14 protein-coding genes and 3 rRNA genes are annotated in these 20,198 nt (G+C 73.1%); 2 read left to right on the forward strand and 15 right to left on the reverse strand.

The annotated features are described in order from the left end of the window. Positions 1 to 11: 11 nt before the first annotated feature. From JD79_RS17955 to steA, 3 genes are read right to left on the reverse strand one after another with little or no spacing between them, the layout of a single operon-like run. A complete protein-coding gene (locus tag JD79_RS17955) occupies positions 12 to 896 on the reverse strand; it encodes a hypothetical protein (RefSeq protein ID WP_110006639.1) in 885 nt (294 codons plus the stop codon). Further along, positions 893 to 1,846, reverse strand: coding sequence for a copper transporter (locus JD79_RS17960; RefSeq protein WP_110006640.1), 954 nt, complete (start codon positions 1,844 to 1,846; stop codon positions 893 to 895). Before JD79_RS17960 ends, JD79_RS17955 begins: the two co-directional genes overlap by 4 nt. Continuing rightward, positions 1,843 to 2,979, reverse strand: a complete 1,137-nt coding sequence (gene steA, locus JD79_RS17965) for a putative cytokinetic ring protein SteA (RefSeq protein ID WP_245900190.1) — start codon at positions 2,977 to 2,979, stop codon at positions 1,843 to 1,845. Before steA ends, JD79_RS17960 begins: the two co-directional genes overlap by 4 nt. Before the next feature lie 342 nt (positions 2,980 to 3,321). On the opposite strand from steA, the gene JD79_RS17970 reads away from it, so the two are divergent. Next, positions 3,322 to 4,038 (forward strand): TetR/AcrR family transcriptional regulator, encoded by a 717-nt coding sequence (locus JD79_RS17970; protein ID WP_245900191.1) that lies wholly within the window; start codon positions 3,322 to 3,324, stop codon positions 4,036 to 4,038. A 31-nt stretch (positions 4,039 to 4,069) separates the two neighbouring features. Here the strand turns inward: JD79_RS17970 and JD79_RS17975 are convergent, their stop codons facing one another. From JD79_RS17975 to JD79_RS23155, 7 genes are all read right to left on the reverse strand, one after another. Then, a complete protein-coding gene (locus tag JD79_RS17975) occupies positions 4,070 to 4,786 on the reverse strand; it encodes a class I SAM-dependent methyltransferase (RefSeq protein ID WP_110006643.1) in 717 nt (238 codons plus the stop codon). Between the two features lie 161 nt (positions 4,787 to 4,947). Further along, the gene (gene recN / locus JD79_RS17980) at positions 4,948 to 6,849 is read right to left on the reverse strand and encodes a DNA repair protein RecN (RefSeq protein WP_211308041.1); all 1,902 of its coding nucleotides are present in this window, start codon (positions 6,847 to 6,849) and stop codon (positions 4,948 to 4,950) included. Beyond that, positions 6,824 to 7,873, reverse strand: coding sequence for an NAD kinase (locus JD79_RS17985; protein ID WP_110006644.1), 1,050 nt, complete (start codon positions 7,871 to 7,873; stop codon positions 6,824 to 6,826). The genes recN and JD79_RS17985 overlap by 26 nt, the downstream gene beginning before the upstream one ends. 94 nt (positions 7,874 to 7,967) lie before the next feature. Beyond that, positions 7,968 to 8,765: a TlyA family RNA methyltransferase gene (locus JD79_RS17990; protein ID WP_110006645.1), complete on the reverse strand. Its 798-nt coding sequence runs from the start codon at positions 8,763 to 8,765 to the stop codon at positions 7,968 to 7,970. Further along, a complete protein-coding gene (locus JD79_RS17995) occupies positions 8,765 to 9,046 on the reverse strand; it encodes a hypothetical protein (RefSeq protein ID WP_110006646.1) in 282 nt (93 codons plus the stop codon). The genes JD79_RS17990 and JD79_RS17995 overlap by 1 nt, the downstream gene beginning before the upstream one ends. A 172-nt stretch (positions 9,047 to 9,218) precedes the next feature. Beyond that, a complete protein-coding gene (locus JD79_RS18000; protein WP_110006647.1) occupies positions 9,219 to 10,322 on the reverse strand; it encodes an HAD-IIA family hydrolase in 1,104 nt (367 codons plus the stop codon). Next, a complete protein-coding gene (locus JD79_RS23155) occupies positions 10,319 to 10,750 on the reverse strand; it encodes a tetratricopeptide repeat protein (RefSeq protein WP_245900192.1) in 432 nt (143 codons plus the stop codon). The genes JD79_RS18000 and JD79_RS23155 overlap by 4 nt, the downstream gene beginning before the upstream one ends. A 102-nt stretch (positions 10,751 to 10,852) precedes the next feature. On the opposite strand from JD79_RS23155, the gene JD79_RS23160 reads away from it, so the two are divergent. Next, a complete protein-coding gene (locus JD79_RS23160) occupies positions 10,853 to 12,196 on the forward strand; it encodes a DUF1015 domain-containing protein (RefSeq protein ID WP_211308042.1) in 1,344 nt (447 codons plus the stop codon). Positions 12,197 to 12,201: 5 nt separating this feature from the next. Here JD79_RS23160 and JD79_RS18015 read toward each other — a convergent pair whose 3' ends face one another. From JD79_RS18015 to JD79_RS18035, 5 genes are all read right to left on the reverse strand, one after another. Continuing rightward, positions 12,202 to 12,558, reverse strand: a complete 357-nt coding sequence (locus JD79_RS18015) for a single-stranded DNA-binding protein (protein WP_110007831.1) — start codon at positions 12,556 to 12,558, stop codon at positions 12,202 to 12,204. Positions 12,559 to 12,657: 99 nt separating this feature from the next. Next, positions 12,658 to 13,719 (reverse strand): hypothetical protein, encoded by a 1,062-nt coding sequence (locus JD79_RS18020; RefSeq protein ID WP_110006649.1) that lies wholly within the window; start codon positions 13,717 to 13,719, stop codon positions 12,658 to 12,660. Between the two features lie 934 nt (positions 13,720 to 14,653). Continuing rightward, a 5S ribosomal RNA gene (gene rrf, locus JD79_RS18025) occupies positions 14,654 to 14,770 on the reverse strand. 142 nt (positions 14,771 to 14,912) lie between these two features. Beyond that, positions 14,913 to 18,058: ribosomal RNA gene (locus JD79_RS18030) — 23S ribosomal RNA — on the reverse strand. Positions 18,059 to 18,533: 475 nt separating this feature from the next. Continuing rightward, positions 18,534 to 20,053 (reverse strand): 16S ribosomal RNA (locus JD79_RS18035). The 16S, 23S and 5S rRNA genes sit together here, the layout of an rRNA operon. Positions 20,054 to 20,198: the final 145 nt, after the last annotated feature.

The raw sequence follows: 20,198 nt of genomic DNA on the forward strand, positions 1-20,198 counted from the left end.
CCCCGCGGACGTCACGCCGGGCGGCGGCCGAGCCGGTCGAGCTCGCGCAGGCCCGGCGTGGCCTCGATGACCCGGGTGAAGCTGACCCGCTCGCTGGCGAGGGTGAGCGCGGTGACCGCGGCCAGCAGCGCCGCCCGCGCCGGGCGCGAGGGGACCGCGGCCAGCCGCAGGCCGAGGAGCGCGCCGACGGCGTTGGCGCCGGCGTCGCCGAGCATCACCTGCTCGCCGAGGTCGGCGGGCAGCACGGCCAGCGCCGCACCGAGCGGCGCCGCCACCAGGTCGCCCGCGGGCCCGCGCAGCGTGGCAGCGGCGGCGAGGGTCGCGGCCTTCGCCGCGCGGCCGGGGCGGAGGTCCAGGAGGTTCACCAGGTTGGCGGTGCCGGCCACGAGGCCGGTGGTGAGGACGACGTCCGCCGCGCCGGTGAGGTGACGGAGCGGCCCCGCCGCGGGGGCCCGGGCCGAGCGGAGCGGGGTCCGGGGGGCAGCGGGGTCCTCGTGGAGCACCGCGGCGACCGCGGCGGCCGCGCCGATGCCGGCGACCTTCACCGCACCGGCCGACACCCGCCCGGCCCGCAGCGCCGCGAGGTGCCCGGCCAGGCCCTTGTCACGGGCCTGCTCCGGGCGGGCGCCGGCGAGGTCGTCGTAGCCGCCGACCAGCCCGGACACCGCGCCGGCCACCGCGGCCGCACCGCGCGTGCCGGCCGGCGCGCCGAGGACGGCGCCGGCGGTGGCGGCCGCGGCCAGCGCCGGCCCGCCGAGCAGGGTCACCGGGCGGCCGGCGTAGTTGGTGCGCCGCCACGGGGCCCCGGCCGGGCGGGCGTCGAGCGCGCGCGCCGCGGCCAGGCCGGCCCGGGCGGCCGCCGCCCCGGCGAGGACGAGGAGCGGGCGCGCGGTCACGGGGTGGCGGCGGGCACCGGCGGGACCGGCTGGGCGTCCTCCCCGGTGCCGTACTTGCCGGAGGTGCCCTCGCGCTCGCGGCCCAGCGCCAGCACGGTGCTGATCTGGCCCGACGGGCTGGTCACGTTGTCCACGGTGGAGACCGCCGCGGAGACCTCCGGGTCGGCCCGGACCACGCCGACCAGGCCGGCCTCGCCCGCCGAGGCGGCGTCGCCGGCCACCACGGCGCCGGAGCCCGCGGCGTCGAGGGCGGTGGCCAGGTCCAGCAGGACGTCGTTGCGGTCCGCGGCGTCCTTGCCGTCCAGCGCGCCGCCGGTGAGGACGACGGCGAAGTCGGCGGGCGTGACGGTCGTGGAGTCCTGGGACAGGACGTCGAGGGCGGACAGGCCCGCGAGCACGGTGGAGACCGCCGCGGTGTCGGGGGCGGGCGCGCCCTCGGTGGCCGGGACCATGAGCACCTGGGCGAGCAGCGCGCCGACGAGCTGGCCGGTGTCGTCGGTCTCGGGCAGCTCCACGCCGGCCGGGCGGCCGGGGCCCGTCACGTAGCTCTGCAGGCCCGGCTCGCTGGCCGGGTCGCTGTACTCCGGCGCCAGGGAGACCTGCCCGGCGACCGTGCCGCCGGCCTCGGTCACCAGCGCGGTGACCTCCTCGACGGTGTCGGTCGTGACGTCCTCGGACGCGAGCACCAGCAGCACGCTGCGGCCGGTCAGGGCGCCGCGCACCAGGGCCGGGGCGACGGCGGACTCGAAGGCCTGGCTGCTGTCGACCTGCGTCTGCAGCCCCTGGGTGGTGTCCTCCAGCTCGCGCTTGTCCTCCTGCAGCGAGGTGACCTGCCCCTGCAGGTTGTCCAGCAGCGGTCCCGACAGCTGGGTCGCGCCGATCACCAGCCCCAGGGCGATCGCGAGGAACACCGCGATCAGGGAGACCAGGTGGTAGCGGAAGTCGATCACGAGAAGAGGTTCTCCAACCAGAACACGAAGCTGTCCCACTGGTCGACCAGCAGGTCGAGGTAGATCCGCCCGGCGGTGGTGACGGCCAGGGCGGCGACGATCGCGAGCAGCGCGGCGAGCACGAGCACGACGAGCGCGCCGGTCGAGATGCGGCTGCGGTAGAGCCGGCTCACGCCCTTGGCGTCGACCAGCTTGCCGCCCAGCCGCAGCCGGGTGAGGAAGGTCGAGGCCATGCCGCCGCGGCCCTTGTCGAGGAACTCCACGAGCGTGGCGTGCGTGCCGACGGCGACGATGAGCTTGGCGCCCTTCTCGTCGGCCAGCAGCATGGCGATGTCCTCGCTGGTCGCCGCGGCCGGGAAGGTGATCGCCGGGACCCCGAGGTCCTGGACCCGCTTGAGGCCGGGCGCGCGGCCGTCGACGTAGGCGTGCACGACGACCTCCGCCCCGCTGCGCAGGACGTGGTCGCTGACCGAGTCCATGTCGCCGATGATCATGTCCGGCTGGTAGCCGGCCTCGATGAGGGCGTCCGCGCCGCCGTCGACCCCGACCAGCACCGGCCGGTAGTCGCGGATGTAGGACCGCAGCGCCTGCAGGTCCTCCTTGTAGTCGTACCCGCGGACGACGACGAGCACGTGCCGGCCCTCGATCGCCGTCTTCACGTCCGGGACGCCGACGCCGTCGAGCAGCAGCGCGCGCTCGCGCTTCATGTACTCCATCGTGTTGGTGGCGAACGCCTCCAACTGCGTGGACAGCCCGGCCTTGGCCTCGGCCATCGCGGTGGCGACGGTCTCGGGGGTCTGCTCGGTGCCCTCCGCGACGGCGGTGCCGTCGGGCCCGTAGAGCGTGGCGCCCTCGACGCGGACCTGCGCACCCTCCTTGAGCGCGGCGAACACGTCCTTGCCGACGCCGTCGACGAGGGGGATGCCGGCCGCGGTGAGGATCTCGGGGCCGAGGTTGGGATAGCGGCCGGAGATGCTCGGCGCGGCGTTGACCACGGCGCCGACCTTCGCGGCGACCAGCGAGTCCGCGCTCACGCGGTCGATGTCGACGTGGTCGATGACGGCGACGTCGCCGGGCCGCAGGCGCTTGGTGAGGTTCTTGGTGCGACGGTCCAGCCGGACGGTGCCGCTCACCCCGGGTGCCGTCTCCTGGGCCCGGCTCCGTCGCAGGGTGCCGATGCGCATTCGGCCATGGTCCCACGGAGGCTCCCGGGGGCCGTCGTCCGACGCGCTCCCGCAACTGCCTGGTCACGCAGGGTGTCCGACACCACGGGCGGCGCGACACGCCCGGCGCGTGCGCCCCACCGGCACCCCCGGTGCTGCCAGCCGCGCTGTCTAGCGTTGGCCGATGTGACTCGTGGGGCTCCTGCTGCCATCGTCCCGGCGACCCGTCCCGGGGCCGCGGACGAAGGCTCCCGGCCGCTGCCCGGGCCGGACTCCGCCCCGGCGCCCGCGCCGCCGCCGGTGATCCGGGCCGTGCCGCAGGAGCCGGCCGCCGCGCCGGCGCCCGCCCCCGCGCCGCCCGCCGAGGGCCGGCGGTCGGGCCGCCGCCGCGACCGCCGGGGCTCCGGCGTCCGCGAGCGCCGCCGGCTGGAGACGCACGACCGGATCGTCGACGCCGCCGCCGAGCTGTTCGCCGAGCGCGGCTTCGACGCCGTCAGCGTCGTGGAGATCGCGCAGCGGGCGGGTGTGGTGGAGAAGACGGTGTTCAACCACTTCCCGGTCAAGGAGGGGCTGGTCCTCTCCGCCGACCCGCCGATGCGGGCGGCGCTGCTGCACGCGGTGGCCACCCGCCCGGCCGGGGAGTCGGTGGCCGCGGCGGCCGGCACCTTCGTGGTCCGCGCGATGACGATGCTCGGGGCGCCCGAGGCCGCCGAGGGGGTGGCCGCGATGGCCCGGGTGGTGCGCGGCTCCCGCACGCTGCAGGCCCGCGAGCGGGAGATCCTCGGCGAGATCACCGCCGCGCTGGCGGCGCAGATCCGCGCGGAGACCGGCGCCGACGACGGCGCGGTGGAGCCCGAGCTCACCGCCTCGGCGGTGACCGCGCTCTACGGCCGGCTCCTGGAGCTGGCCCGCGACCGCGCGCTGGCCGGTGTCACGGGGCCGGCGCTCGCCGACGAGCTGCGCACGGCCGGGCGGCGCGGCCTGTCGCTGCTGCAGTTCGGGCTGGCGGGGTACGCGAAGCGCCGCTGAACGGCCGGGCTCGTGCCGCCGGGCCGGGCCCTCAGGCGGGCAGCTGCAGGGCCCGCAGCAGCTGGTCGCCGCGGTCGCCCGGGATGCCGGGGTCCCGCGTGAACAGCGCGACGGCGACCATGTACTCGTCGTCGCCGGCCCAGCCGCGCCCCTCGGCGACGATCCTCGCGATCTGCGCGCGGACCTTCGGCTCGCTGCTGTAGGGCCCGTAGTCCAGCCCCATGGCGAGGAAGTTGACCACCCGGTAGCCGAGGTCGGCGGCGGTGCTCACGGTGGTGACCGGGTCGGCGTAGCTGGCGACCGCGGTGACCACGTGGTCGTAGCCGGCCTTGAGCAGCTGCAGCGTGAGGTCGTTGCCGCGCTCGCCGCCCCACAGCTCGGGCATGAGGATGTCGCGGTCGGGGGCGGGGATGTAGGGCGGGTTGGACAGCGCGGTGGTCACCGGCTCCCCGCCGGAGGCGTCGGCCTGGTCGAAGAAGTCGCCGAGCTCGACGGTGTAGCGGTCGGCGAGGCCGCGCGCGGCGATGTTGGCCCGCGCCGCCTCCACCGAGTCGGCGCTGATGTCGTAGCTGCGGACGCGCAGCCCGGGCAGGCCCGCGACGACGTCGGCGATCGCGGAGGCGTCACCGGTCCCCAGCTCGACGACGGGGGCGTCCTCCCAGCCCAGCTGCTCGCGGTACTGCTGGAGCAGCATGCAGACGGAGAAGCCGTAGTGCGCGGACTCGTCGGCGGAGCTGAAGCAGCTCACCGGTCCCCTCCGGGGACCCGGGCGGCGGGAGCCGGGACGAGCGGGCTTCGGGCGGGGGCATCGTCGCGCACGGGATCGACCTACCCCCGTCGTCGGTCCGACATTCCTGCGTGCCGCCACCCGGTCGTGTGCCACCCGACGGCGCCCGCCCGTCCGCCCGCTCAGCCCTCCCGGGCGGCGGCCGCGACGGCGAGCAGCTCGCGCGCGTGCGCCTGCCCGGTGTCGCTGTCGGACAGCCCCGAGAGCATGCGCGCCAGCTCCCGCACGCGGTCCTCGCCGTCGACGGCGCGGATGTCGGTGGCGGTGACGCCGGCCGCGGTGTCCGGCGACTTGTCCACCACCAGGTGGGTGTCGGCGAAGGCGGCCACCTGCGCGAGGTGGGTGACGACGACGACCTGGTGGTCACGGGCCAGCCGCGCCAGCCGTCGGCCGATCTCGCCCGCGGCCTGCCCGCCGACGCCGGCGTCCACCTCGTCGAAGACCATGACCGGCACCGGGTCGGCACCGGCGAAGACCACCTCGATGGCCAGCATGACCCGCGAGAGCTCACCGCCGGACGCGCCGCGGTGCACCGGCCGCGGCGGGGCGCCGGGGTGCGCGGCCATGAGCAGCGCGACCTCGTCGATCCCCTCGGGTCCCGGCTGGTCCGGGTGGCTCTCGACCGAGAAGGACACCCGCGCGCTCTTCATCGCCAGGCCCGCGAGCTCCGCGCCGACCTCGGCGGCGAAGCCGTCGGCGGCGGCGCGGCGGCCGGCGGAGATCCGGGCGGCGAGGTCGTCGACCTCGGCGCGGGCGGTGTCACGGGCGGCCGCCAGCGCCTCGAGCGCCTCGTCGGAGACGTCGAGCGCCGAGAGCTTGCCGCGCGCGTCCTCGGCCCAGGCCAGCACGCCGGCCAGCCCCTCCCCCGGGTCGGCGTACTTGCGGACCAGCGCGGTGATCGCCGCGCGCCGGTCGAGCACCTCGGCGAGGCGGGCGGGGTCGGCGTCGAGGTCGGCGACGTAGCCGGCCAGCTGCACGCTGACGTCGGACACCACGGCGACGGCGTCGGCGAGGTCGCGGGCCAGGAGCACCAGCGCGGGGTCGTCGGTGCCGGCCAGCGCCCGCTCGGCGGTGGCCAGGGCGGCGGTGGCGTCCTGCGGCAGGCCCTCGGCGCCGAGGTCGCCGGTCACGTCGCCGACCAGCGCCATCCGGGCCTCGTCGACCGCGGCCCGCAGCGCGTCGGCGTCCCCCAGCCGCTTGGCCTGGGCGTCGAGCGCCTCGTCCTCGCCCGGCTCGGGTGCCAGCGCCTCGATCTCCTCCAGGCCGTGCCGCAGCACCTCGGCGGTCTGGGCCAGCTCGCGGGCCTGGCCGCGGCGGCGGTCGAGGTCGGCGGCGAGCTCCCGCCAGCGGGTGTGGGCGGCGCGGTAGGTCTCCAGCAACTGCAGGTGCGCAGGCCCGGCGTAGCGGTCGAGGGCGTTGCGCTGCTCGGCCGGGCGGGACAGCCGCAGCTGGTCGCTCTGCCCGTGCACGGCCAGCAGCCCCTCGGCCAGCTCCGCGACGACGCCCACCGGCACGCTGCGCCCGCCGAGGTGCGCCCGCGAGCGGCCCTCGGCGCTGACCGTGCGGGCGAGGATCAGGCTGCCGTCGTCGTCGGGCTCGGCGCCGGCGTCGGCGGCCCGCGCCCACACCGGGGACTCCGCCGGCAGCTCGAGGCGCCCCTCGACGCCGGCGCGGCCGGTCGCGCGCACCCGGCCGGGGTCCGCGCGGCCGCCGAAGAGGAGCGTCAGGCCGGTCACGACCATCGTCTTGCCGGCGCCGGTCTCGCCGGTGACCACGGTCAGCCCGCGGCCCAGCTCGAGGGTCACGTCGTCGATGGCGCCGAGGCCGCGGATGCGCAGCTCGGTCAGCCGGCCCAGCCGCTGGGCGGCGCCGTCCCGGCGTGCCGGCGTCCGGCCGCCGTCGGGCTCCTGCGCCGCCGTCCCCGGGCCGTCGGCGGCAGGGGTCGCGGGGGTGTCTGCGGCCGGGGTGGCCGGCGCGGTCCGGGCGCGGCCGGCGCGCTCACGCGTGGGGGTCCGCGGTGCCACCGCGCACCTCCTCCCCTGCCGCGCCGTTGCCGTCGGCGAGGGTCACGACGTCGCGGGCGAGGACGTTGCGCGAGGGCCGCAGCTCGTGGCCGGGGTCGTGCCGGCGGGCGTCGCGGAAGCCGCGCACGGGCAGCCCGAACTTGGCGACCAGGCGGTCGCCGAAGGTCGCCGGGTGCACGCGGGCGATGCGCACCGGGCGGGCGGCGCGCCGGACGTCGACCCGGCCGCCGTCGGGGACGTCGAGGGCGCGCCGGCCGTCGGCCGAGACGCGGGCACGGTTGCCGTCGGGCGGGATGGCCACCGACAGCACCGCGTCCGGCGAGGTGACCAGGGGCCGGGAGAAGAGGGCGTGCGCGTTGGTGGGCACCAGCAGCAGCGCCTCGACGTCGGGCCACACCACCGGGCCGCCGGCGGAGAAGGCGTAGGCCGTGGAGCCGGTCGGGGTGGCGAACAGGACGCCGTCGCAGCCGAAGCTGGTCAGCGGCCGGCCGTCGATGGAGATGACGACGTCGAGCACCCGCGAGCGCTGCGCCTTCTCCACCGACACCTCGTTGAGCGCCCAGGTGCCGCCGACGACGTTGCCCGCGGCGTCGAGGACGTCGACCTCGATGGCCAGCCGCTTCTCCACCGAGTACGTGCACTGCTCGATCGCCGTCAGCGTCTCCTCGACCGCCTCGGGCTCGGTCTCGGCGAGGAAGCCGACCCGGCCGAGGTTGACGCCCATCAGCGCGGCGTGGCTGTAGCGGGCCAGCTCGGCGGCGCGCAGGAAGGTGCCGTCGCCACCGAAGACCATGACGATCTCGGCGCCGCGGGCGGCCTCGGCGTCGGCGGGGACCACCTCGGCGCCGTCGATGCCGAGCGCGTCGGCCTCGTCGTCGAGGACGCGCACGGTGATGCCGGCGCGCGCCAGCCGCGCGGCGGAGCTGCGGGCCAGCTCGGTGATGTCCTGCCGCCCGGTGTGGACGGCCAGCAGCACGTGCCGACCGCCTCCGGGACGCCAACCGCCCTGGCCGGCCTCGCTCATCGGTCCTCCTCGCTCTGCCCTGCGGTGGTCGCGTTTCTGGTGCGGGGCGCCCCGTCCCCAGCGTCCCCCGGCGCGGGCGTCCGTGCCCACCCGCTCACGGCGGTCCCTCCTCGACGGCGCGGCGCACGGCGGCCTCGTCGGGGCGCCCGGCGTCGCGGCGCAGCCACAGGAAGAACTCCACGTTGCCCGCCGGGCCGGGCAGCGGGCTGGCGACGACGCCGGCGGTGCCCCAGCCGAGGTCGGCCGCGGCCGTGGCGACCTCGAGGACGGCGGCCGCGCGGGCCGCGGGGTCGCGGACGACGCCGCCGGAGCCCAGCCGCTCGCGGCCGACCTCGAACTGCGGCTTGACCATCGGGAGCAGGTCGGCCTCCCCGGTGGCGCAGGCGGTCAGCGCCGGCAGCACCAGCCGCAGCGAGATGAACGACAGGTCGGCGACCACGAGGTCGACCGGGCCCTCGATCTGCTCCGGGGTCAGCGTGCGGACGTTGGTGCGCTCCAGTACCCGGACGCGGTCGTCGGTGCGCAGCGACCAGGCCAGCTCGCCGTAGCCGACGTCGACGGCGACCACCTCGCGGGCACCGCGGGTGAGCAGCACCTCGGTGAAGCCCCCGGTCGAGGCGCCGGCGTCCAGGGCGCGGCGCCCCTCCACGGGGACGGCGAAGGCGTCCAGGGCGCCCAGCAGCTTGTGCGCGCCGCGCGAGACCCAGCGGTGCTCGTCGGGGTCGGTGCGCACCACGACCGGCGTGCCCGCCTCGACGCCGGTGGCCGGCTTGGTGGCGGCACGCCCGGCGACGGCGACCCGTCCCTCGCTGATCAGCTCGACGGCGTGCTCGCGGGAGCGGGCCAGGCCCCGGCGGACCAGTTCGGCGTCGAGTCGGCTGCGGCGGGCCATCAGAGCTGGTCGATCGTGCCGAGCTCGCGCCGCAGGCGGTCGTGCTCGGCCTCGAAGACGGCGACGTGCTCGCTCACCGGCCGCTGGGCGAGGTCGGTGAACCGCGCGGCGGTCCCGTCGACAGCGGTGCCGTCTCCAGCGGTGCCGTCTCCAGCGGTGCCGTCGGCCGGCGTGCGGCCTCCGGCGGGGTCCGCGGGCCGCGCCGGGACCGGGGCCGCGACGCGGCCGGGACCGGGCCGCGGCGGGCCCGGCACCGGGTGCGGCCGGCTCGACTCGGTCATGGCGCTGGCCTCTCGGACGGGTGCGGGAAGGGGCCGCCGGACGGCGGGCGCGGGCGGCGGACAGCTGCGCCCCCGGCTGGCGAGGGTACCGGCCGGGGACGACGGCGAGGCTCGCGCCGACCGGGCCCGGACCCGTCCCGCCGGCGGCCCGCGCAGCCGGTCCCCGACGGTCTCACCGCCCTGCCAGGCCCCACTCGGCGAGCACCCGGCGGGCCTCCCCGTCGGCGGCCCGCACCTGCGTCGGCGCACCTTCGGGAGCGCGCGCCCACGCGGCCAGGCACAGGGCGCGCAGCCCGTCGAGACCGTCCCCGCGGTCCCCGTCCTCCCCGGTGGTCCGCAGCTCGAGCGGACCGCCGTCCGCGGCGGTGACGGCCCAGCGACCGCAGCTCCAGGGTCCTCCGGCCCCGCCGGTGACCGGGGGGTGTGGCACCAGCAGCCCGCCCGCGTCGGCGGCGATCAGGTCGGGCCGGTGCAGCGGACCGGCGGCCAGCAGCAGCGCCGGGTCGGTCACGCCGCTGAACACCAGCAGGCTCGCGGCGCCGGCCCGGTGGGCGCCCTCGATGTCGGTGTCGAGCCGGTCGCCGACCACCAGCGGACGCTCGGCTGCGGTGCGGCGGACGCACTCGGCGTGCATCGCCGGGTCGGGCTTCCCGGTGACGAGAGGCTCGCGGCCGGTGACCTCCCGGACGACGCGGACCATCGCCCCGTTGCCGGGCAGCGGCCCGCGCGGTGAGGGGATGGTGGCGTCGGTGTTGGTGGCCACGTGCCGGGCGCCGTTGCGGACGGCGACGACGGCCTCGGCCAGCTGCGCCCAGCCGACCTCCCGGCCGTAGCCCTGCACCACCGCGGCGGGGTCCTCCTCGGCGGTCCCGACCACGGTCAGCCCGGCCGCCCGCAACGCCGCCGCGACCCCGGGGCCGCCCACGGGCAGCACCCGGGCGCCCGCGCCGAGCATCCCGGCCACGACCGAGGCGGCCGCCTGCGAGCTGGTGATGACCTCGGCGGGCGTGGCCGGGACGCCGAGGTCGGACAGGTGCCCGGCCACCTCCTCCGGTGGACGGGCCGCGTTGTTGGTGACGAAGCCCAGCCGCATGCCGCGCTCCCGTGCCCGCGCCAGCGCCTCCGGGACACCGGGCACCGCGTCCGGCCCGACGTAGACGACGCCGTCGAGGTCGAGCAGCGCGACGTCGTGGACCAGGGCCGGGGCCCGCGTGCTGCCGGCGGCGAGACCCGGCCGCCCGCCCGCGCCGTCGCCGGCCGGGAGCGGGCCGGTCACGCGGACCCCCGCTGCGACGCCCTCCGGGCCCGCACGCCGCGCAGGGCGCGGGCGTAGTGGGCCAGGTCCGGGCGCATCGCCACGGCCAGAGCGAGGTGCTCGGCTGCCAGCCCGAGGTCGCCGGCCCGGCTGGCGGCCAGGCCCAGCCCGAAGTGCGCGTAGTCGTCGGTGGGGTTTCCCGCGGCGAGCTGCGCGAAGCTGTCGATCGCATCGGCATAGCGACCGGCGTCGTACTGGGCACGCGCGAGCGCCTCGAGGATGCTGCGCGAGCCGGGCTCGGCCTCGGCCGCCCGGCCGAGCAGGGTCGCCGCGGCCGCCGGGTCGCCACTGGCCAGCAGGTCCAGCCCCCGCCGGTACCACTCGTAGACCCCGCCCCCCGGGATCCCCTCCCCGGGCAGCTCGTCGTCGGGTGAGCCTGCTGTCGACACCGTCGTCCTCCCGCTCGTGCGGATCGCGTGCCCGCCGTCGGCCGGACAGCGAGGACCGGGCCGCCGGCGCAGCGCGCGACGGGCGGCTCCTACGATCCCGTCGTGCACTCGTCGTCGGCGGACTCCCCGTCCCTCACCGCGACGGGACTCGACGTCCGGCCCTTCCGGGCACTGACCTACCAGCGGCACGACCCCGGCCACCTGGCCCGGGTGAGCTCGCCAGCCTACGACCTGGTGACGCCGGACGGCCGGGAACGACTGGCCGCCGCCGATCCGCACAACATCGTCCGTCTGATCCTGCCGGGCGGCACGTCTGGACCGGGCACCGCCGGCGCGACCGGGCCCGGCGGCGGCCGTCCGGGCGAGGACACCGCGGCCCGTGCGGCGCGCACGCTGCGCGAGTGGGAGGACGCCGGCGTGCTCGTCCGGGACGGCACCCCTGCCCTGTGGCTCTACGAGATGCAGCCCGCCGAGGGAGCGGCGACGGTCGGCTGGCTGGGGGCGGTGGCCGTCGCCGCCGCCGGCGGGCGGGCGGTGCTGCCGCACGAGGACACCTTCCCGCCGGCCGTCGAGGGCCGGCGGGCACTGCTGGAGGCAACGGCCACCGACCTCGAGCCGATCGTGCTCGCCCACGACCCGGATCCGGAGGTCGCCGCCCTCACCCGCACCGCACTGTCCGGCCCGTCCGGCATGGAGCTCACCGACACCGACGGCGTCCGCCACCGCCTCTGGCGGATCGCCGACGAGGAGGTGCTCCGCAGGCTGACCGCGGCCCTGGCGCGCACCGGGGCGGTCATCGCCGACGGTCACCACCGCTTCGCCGCGGCGCGGGCGCTGCACCGCACCCATCCCGCCGGCGACTGCCGCGTGCTGGCGCTGCTGACGCCGATGGGGTCCGGTGGGCTGCGGGTGCAGGCGATCCACCGGGTCGTCCCCGACCTGTCCCTCGAGGCGGCCGGGGAGGCCGCCGCCCGTGGCTTCACCGTCACGGAGATCCCGGCCGGCCCGGATCCCGACGCGCTCGCCGACGCCGTCCGCGCCACGGGAACCGGTGCGGAGCAGGACGGTCGGGAGGGGGCGCTCTTCCTGCTCAGCGACGGCCGCCGGCTCCTCGCGCTGTCGGAGCCGTCCGCGGAGGTCCGGGCCACGGTGCCGGTCGAGGCGCCCTCGGCCTGGCGCGGCCTGGACGTCGTCCTGGCCACCACCGGTCTCGTCGGGCACCTGTGGCACCGGCCGGACGACCCGGGGTCGGTCCTCGTGGCCCACGACGTCCCGGAGGCCCTCGGCCTGGCGTCCCGGCGCAACGGGGTGGCCCTGCTGCTGCGGGCGCCCTCCCCCACCGACGTCGCCGCGGTCGCCCGCGCCGGGGCGCGGATGCCGCGCAAGTCGACGCTGTTCGTCCCCAAGCCGCGGACCGGGCTGGTCCTCCGCCCGCACGCCGGCTGAGCCGCTCACGCCGTCCGGACCGTCCCCCCGGCGGTGCGGGGCACCTTGCGGCCGCGCCGGCAGTTCACCTCGCACACCGAGGCCGTGCCGCCGGGCGTCCGCCAGAACCGCCGCTGCAGCGCGCCCTCGACCTCGACGACGTCCCCGGCCTCCCAGGCCGCGATGCGTCGCTGCAGGGCCCGGTCGTAGGTGATGCAGGTCAGCACGTCCACCGACTGGCCTCGGGCCCGGGGCTCGGGCCGGCGCACCACCAGGCGGAAGGTCACCAGGGTGTCCCCGCTCGGGAGGGACCTCAGCTCCGCGGGTGCCGAGACGCGCCCGCGGAGCACGACGTCGTTCCGGTCGATCACTGCCACGCTCATGACGGCAGCCTCGCCCGGCCACGGCACCCCGGGAGCCCGACGTCGGCTGCTGTGGACCGTCGGCCGGCGTGTGGACGGCGGTCGCGCAGTCGTCGGAGGTCAGTGCTCCGGCTCGTCCTCCGCGGGCGCCTCGACCTCGCCCAGCAGCTCGGCGACCTCCCGCTCGACGTCCTCGTCGAAGTCGAGGTCGGCCCCGGTCCCGTACTCCGCGCCGGCGTCGGCCGCGTCGCCCTCCCCGGGGCCGACCTCGCCGGCGTCCGGCCCGTCGGCGACGGCGTCGGTCGTGGGCGCGTTGTCGGCGGTGTCCGCAGCCAGTGCGTCGACCGGCAGCTCCTCCCCGCCGAGCTCGACCTCGCCGAACTCGACCCCGCCGAACTCGGCCTCGCCGAACTCGACGTCGTGGTCCTCCTCCGGCGAGGCGGCGGACACGGCGTCCTGCCACGCCGCGGCGGCCGGGTCCTCGACGGCGGTGAGCAGGTCGGCGTAGGCCGATGCGAGCCGCCGGGTGCCCTCGTCGGTGAGGTCCACGCCGGTGGGCTGGGGCCGACCGCCGAGCGCGCCCTCGAGCACGAGGCGGGCCGCCGGCACCTCGCCGAGGTCCTGACGGACGCCGGCCTCGACCAGCTGCAGCTCCACGACCTCGGCCCGGTCCGGGTGCTCCGCGAGCGCCTCGCGGACGAGCCGCAGCGCCACCTCGGGGCGGCCCTGCGCCCGCTCACAGTCGGCCAGCACGGCGCGGTAGCTCTCGTCGCCGCTCATCCGGCGGTAGGCCCGCAGCTCGCGTGAGGCCTCGGCGTAGTCGCCCGCGTGGTACGCGGCGACGCCGACGGCCTCCCGGACCACGGCGATGCGGGACGCGCGGTCACGAGCCGCCCGCGCGTGCGCCAGGGCGAGCTCGGGGTCCTCGTCGAGCAGGTTGCCCGCGACGACGAGGTGCCGGGCCACGGTCTCGGCGTTGCGGGAGTCGAGCCCCCGCAGGGCCGCCCGGACGCCCGCGTCGAGCTCGCGGGGGTCGGCCCACTCGGGCAGGACGGGACCCGGTGGGACGGGTGGCGTGCGGTCGACGCGGGCCGGGGCGGCGGGGCGTCCCCTGCGGTCGTCGCTCGGACGGCGGTCGCGCCAGGTGCCGCCGCCCGCGCGGTCGGGACGGCCGGTACCCACTGGGCGACCCGTGCCCCGGCTGCGCTCGTCGGGTCGGTGCGCGTCGGCGCGGCCGGGACGACCGCTCGAGCGGTCGCGGTCGCCGCTCGGCGGCGCGGGACGCCGGTCCTGCCAGGACCGGTTGCCGCTCTGCGGGCCCGCATCGCGTCCGCTGCGCGCGCGGTCCCCGCCCGGGCGGTCGCCCGTCGGCCGGCGGTCACGCCACGAGCCCTGCGGACGGTCGCCCCCGGCGGGCCGGCGGTCCCGCCAGGCCCCTTCCGTGCGCTCCCCGCCGGGACGACGCTCGCGCCAGCCACCCGCCCGCTCGCCGCCGGCCGGGCGGCGGTCGCTGCCGGGCCTGTCCCCGGCGACCGGACGGCGGTCACGGCCGGCGCCCTCTCCACGGTCCGTCCCGGACCGTCGCTCCCGGGCCGCTCCGTCGGGGCGGTCCGCACCCGGTCGACGGTCCCGCCAGGAGCCCTGTCCACGGTCGGCACCCGGTCGCCGGTCCTGCCAGCTCCCGTCCGGCCGGCCGCCGGCCACCGGACGGCGGTACTGCCAGGAGCCCTCGGAGCGCTGGGTGCCCGGACGGCGGTCCTGTCGCTCTCCGCCTCGCCGGTCCCCCGCCACCGGACGGCCACCCGGATCGCCGCGGAACCGATCCGTCCCTCCTCCGGCGCCTGACCCGGGGTCGCGGCCGGAGCCGGATCCGCGGTCGGTGCTGCCCCCACGACCGGAGTAGCCGGTGGCCCGGTCGTCGCGCCGCGGCCGTGCTCCGCCACGGGAGTCCTGACCGTCGGGACGGCCACGCCCGGTGGAACCACGTCGGGGAGAAGTCATGTCGTCGTCAGTACCTCAGTCGGGAGAAGGCCACTCGTGCGAGTGCTGGAACGGGTGCCGGACACACGAGAACGGGGGCCGGAGCCAATGGCTCCGACCCCCGTCTCGAATGGTTGTCCGGCGGCGTCCTACTCTCCCACCCCGTCTCCAGGGCAGTACCATCGGCGCTGAGAGGCTTAGCTTCCGGGTTCGGAATGGGACCGGGCGTTTCCCTCTCGCCATGACCGCCGTAACACTGTGAACACGACAACCCCGGAATCGACATCGAGTCGATCGACATCGAGTCGATACGGGTTGGTGCGTTCAGAACCGCACAGTGGACGCGAGAACACCTCTTGTTGCTCGACAGGCCCCCCGCGAAACGAAGGGGGTGTGTGGTCAAGCCCTCGGCCTGTTAGTACCGGTCAGCTCCACACCTCACGGTGCTTCCACTTCCGGCCTATCAACCCGCTGGTCTGGGCGGGGGCCTTACCCGGTTGACCCGGTGAGAGACCTCATCTCGAAGCGAGCTTCCCGCTTAGATGCTTTCAGCGGTTATCCCTGCCGAACGTAGCCAACCAGCAGTGCACCTGGCGGTACAACTGGCACACCAGAGGTTCGTCCGTCCCGGTCCTCTCGTACTAGGGACAGCTCTTCTCAAGTCTCTTACGCGCACGGCGGATAGGGACCGAACTGTCTCACGACGTTCTAAACCCAGCTCGCGTACCGCTTTAATGGGCGAACAGCCCAACCCTTGGGACCTACTCCAGCCCCAGGATGCGACGAGCCGACATCGAGGTGCCAAACCATCCCGTCGATATGGACTCTTGGGGAAGATCAGCCTGTTATCCCCGGGGTACCTTTTATCCGTTGAGCGACACCGCTTCCACATGCCGGTGCCGGGTCACTAGTCCCAGCTTTCGCTCCTGCTCGACCCGTCAGTCTCACAGTCAAGCTCCCTTGTGCACTTGCACTCGACACCTGATTGCCAACCAGGCTGAGGGAACCTTTGGGCGCCTCCGTTACATTTTGGGAGGCAACCGCCCCAGTTAAACTACCCACCTGACACTGTTCCTGATCCGGATCACGGACCGAGGTTAGACATCCAATTCGACCAGAGTGGTATTTCAACGGCGACTCCACCGACACTGGCGTGCCGGCTTCCCAGTCTCCCACCTATCCTACACAAGCCGAACCGAACACCAATATCAAGCTGTAGTGAAGGTCCCGGGGTCTTTCCGTCCTGCCGCGCGTAACGAGCATCTTTACTCGTAGTGCAATTTCGCCGAGCCTGTGGTTGAGACAGCTGAGAAGTCGTTACGCCATTCGTGCAGGTCGGAACTTACCCGACAAGGAATTTCGCTACCTTAGGATGGTTATAGTTACCACCGCCGTTTACTGGCGCTTGAGTTCTGAGCTTCGCGCACACGAGGTGCACTAACCCGTCCCCTTAACGTTCCAGCACCGGGCAGGCGTCAGTCCGTATACATCGTCTTACGACTTCGCACGGACCTGTGTTTTTAGTAAACAGTCGCTTCTCACTGGTCTCTGCGACCCCCCTCCGCTGCCCCGCGCGAGGCGGTTCACGGGCGAGGGTCCCCCTTCTCCCGAAGTTACGGGGGCATTTTGCCGAGTTCCTTAACCACAGTTCGCTCGATCGCCTTGGTATTCTCTACCTGACCACCTGAGTTGGTTTGGGGTACGGGCCGCTCGGAACTCGCTAGAGGCTTTTCTCGGCAGCATAGGATCATCGGATTCGCCTCATTCGGCTATGCGTCAGGCCTCACCCTGCATGCGGCGCGGATTTGCCTACGCCACGGGCCACACCCTTGCACCGGTACTACCACTCACCGGCCCGACTACCTTCCTGCGTCACCCCATCGCTTGCCTACTACCAGTTCGGGTCCCCAGCTACTCCCACCCGACACCCCGAAGGGCGACGAGCGGTTTCGGTGGGTCAGCATCGCTGGGTTCAGCATGGGCGTTCCTTCGCGGGTACGGGAATATCAACCCGTTGTCCATCGACTACGCCTGTCGGCCTCGCCTTAGGTCCCGACTCACCCTGGGCGGATTAGCCTGGCCCAGGAACCCTTGGTCTTCCGGCGGGGGAGTTTCTCACTCCCCTCTCGCTACTCATGCCTGCATTCTCACTCGCGTGGCGTCCACGGCTGGATTCCTCCGCCGCTTCACCCGCCACACGACGCTCCCCTACCCACCCACACACCTGGCCGGCCTCCACGAGTGGAGAACCGGCGGGCTACATGTGTGAGTGCCACGGCTTCGGCGGTGTGCTTGAGCCCCGCTACATTGTCGGCGCGGAACCACTTGACCAGTGAGCTATTACGCACTCTTTCAAGGGTGGCTGCTTCTAAGCCAACCTCCTGGTTGTCTCTGCGATCCCACATCCTTTTCCACTTAGCACACGCTTAGGGGCCTTAGCCGATGATCTGGGCTGTTTCCCTCTCGACTACGAACCTTATCGCCCGCAGTCTCACTGCCGCGCTCTCACTTACCGGCATTCGGAGTTTGGTTGACGTCAGTAACCTTGTGGGGCCCATCGGCCATCCAGTGCTCTACCTCCGGCAAGAAACACGCGACGCTGCACCTAAATGCATTTCGGGGAGAACCAGCTATCACCGGGTTTGATTGGCCTTTCACCCCTACCCACAGCTCATCCCCCAGGTTTTCAACCCTGGTGGGTTCGGTCCTCCACGCGGTCTTACCCGCGCTTCAACCTGGCCATGGGTAGATCACCCGGCTTCGGGTCTAGAGCACGCGACTACCACGCCCTGTTCGGACTCGCTCTCGCTACGGCTACCCCCCACGGGTTAACCTCGCCACGTACCGCTAACTCGCAGGCTCATTCTTCAAAAGGCACGCCATCACCGCCGCGCACGAGGCGCGATTCACGGCTCTGACGGCTTGTAGGCACACGGTTTCAGGAACTATTTCACTCCCCTCCCGGGGTACTTTTCACCTTTCCCTCACGGTACTCGTCCGCTATCGGTCACCAGGAAGTATTCAGGCTTAGCGGGTGGTCCCGCCAGATTCACACCGAATTCCACGGGCTCGGTGCTACTTGGGAACACGTGAACAAGGAGAGACCAGGTTTTCGTGTACGGGGCTCTCACCCTCTCCGGCGACCCCTTCCAGAGGCCTTCCACTAACCACGGTCTTTTCTGACTCCCCGCTGCTCCGGCAGAAACAGCACGCACGGTCCCACGACCCCGCTTCCACAACCCCTGCCGGGTATCACATGGAAACGGTTTAGCCTCATCCGCTTTCGCTCGCCACTACTCACGGAATCACGGTTGTTTTCTCTTCCTGTGGGTACTGAGATGTTTCACTTCCCCACGTTCCCTCCACACGCCCTATGTGTTCAGGCGCGGGTCACACCACATGACTGGTGCGGGGTTTCCCCATTCGGACACCCTCGGATCAACGCTCGGTTGGCAGCTCCCCGAGGCTTATCGCAGCCTCCCACGTCCTTCATCGGCTCCTGGTGCCCAGGCATCCACCGTGTGCCCTCAACATCTTGGCCACACAACAATTCCTACAAGCAACCCTGCAAAAAACAGAGATAAAAGATGCTCGCGTCCACTGTGCAGTTCTCAACGACCAACCAGTCACCTTCCCGCACCACCCCACCAGCCCGCGACCACACGGAACACTCCGCGCGCACGACGATGTGAGATCAGGAAAGCCCCGGACGAGGCGAACCAGACCCACCACCCCCCACCGGCGACGCCGGCGGCGATGACAGGGCCCGCTCCCTCAGGACCCAACAGCGTGCCTACGACCACCCATCCCCACCGGCTCACTTCCCCACCCCGCCCTTCCGAAGAAGAACCGAGGCCGTACTACGAGCCGGCAACCAGACCGGCGGCCGAACTGGTCAGCGTTCCACCCTCGAGCACTGTCACGAACACACTGTGGCCACCCGGAAGTGGGCGACCATCACGGCCCGAGCACAGCTCTGGACCACCACACACGGTGTGGCGGCCAGTGCTCCTTAGAAAGGAGGTGATCCAGCCGCACCTTCCGGTACGGCTACCTTGTTACGACTTCGTCCCAATCGCCGATCCCGCCTTCGACGGCTCCCTCCCACGAGGGGTTGGGCCACCGGCTTCGGGCGTTACCAACTTTCGTGACGTGACGGGCGGTGTGTACAAGGCCCGGGAACGTATTCACCGCAGCGTTGCTGATCTGCGATTACTAGCGACTCCAACTTCATGGGGTCGAGTTGCAGACCCCAATCCGAACTGAGACCGGCTTTTTGGGATTCGCTCCACCTCACGGTATCGCAGCCCTTTGTACCGGCCATTGTAGCATGTTTGCAGCCCTAGACATAAGGGGCATGATGATTTGACGTCATCCCCACCTTCCTCCGAGTTGACCCCGGCAGTCTCCCATGAGTCCCCACCATCACGTGCTGGCAACATGGAACGAGGGTTGCGCTCGTTGCGGGACTTAACCCAACATCTCACGACACGAGCTGACGACAACCATGCACCACCTGTGCACGACGCCAAAGGCACCCCGCATCTCTGCGAGATTTCCGTGCATGTCAAGCCTAGGTAAGGTTCTTCGCGTTGCATCGAATTAAGCAACATGCTCCGCCGCTTGTGCGGGCCCCCGTCAATTCCTTTGAGTTTTAGCCTTGCGGCCGTACTCCCCAGGCGGGGCGCTTAATGCGTTAGCTGCGGCACGGAGACCGTGGAATGGCCCCCACACCTAGCGCCCAACGTTTACGGCGTGGACTACCAGGGTATCTAATCCTGTTCGCTCCCCACGCTTTCGCTCCTCAGCGTCAGTATCGGCCCAGAGACCCGCCTTCGCCACCGGTGTTCCTCCTGATATCTGCGCATTTCACCGCTACACCAGGAATTCCAGTCTCCCCTGCCGAACTCAAGTCCGCCCGTATCGACTGCAGGCCCGGAGTTGAGCTCCGGGTTTTCACAGCCGACGCGACGAACCGCCTACGAGCTCTTTACGCCCAATAATTCCGGACAACGCTTGCACCCTACGTATTACCGCGGCTGCTGGCACGTAGTTGGCCGGTGCTTCTTCTGCAGGTACCGTCACTTGCGCTTCGTCCCTGCTGAAAGAGGTTTACAACCCGAAGGCCGTCATCCCCCACGCGGCGTCGCTGCGTCAGGCTTCCGCCCATTGCGCAATATTCCCCACTGCTGCCTCCCGTAGGAGTCTGGGCCGTGTCTCAGTCCCAGTGTGGCCGGTCACCCTCTCAGGCCGGCTACCCGTCGTCGCCTTGGTAGGCCACTACCCCACCAACAAGCTGATAGGCCGCGGGCCCATCCCCAGCCGGAAACCCTTTCCACCACCCACCATGCGGTGCGCGGTGACCATCCGGTATTAGCCCCAATTTCTTGGAGTTATCCCAGAGCCGGGGGCAGGTTGCCCACGTGTTACTCACCCGTTCGCCACTGATCCCCTCCGAAGAGGTTCACCGTTCGACTTGCATGTGTTAAGCACGCCGCCAGCGTTCGTCCTGAGCCAGGATCAAACTCTCCGTAGATGCTTGAAACCAGGCCGAGAACCGAGACCTGACAGATCTCGATCAATCAACCAAAGGAACCCACCCGAAACCCACAGGGCCCCGGGACGGGGTAAAACTTGGCACTGACTTTCGGCACGCTGTTGAGTTCTCAAGGAGCGGACGC

The organism is Geodermatophilus normandii (genome assembly GCF_003182485.1).
Taxonomy (GTDB): Bacteria; Actinomycetota; Actinomycetes; order Mycobacteriales; family Geodermatophilaceae; genus Geodermatophilus; species Geodermatophilus normandii.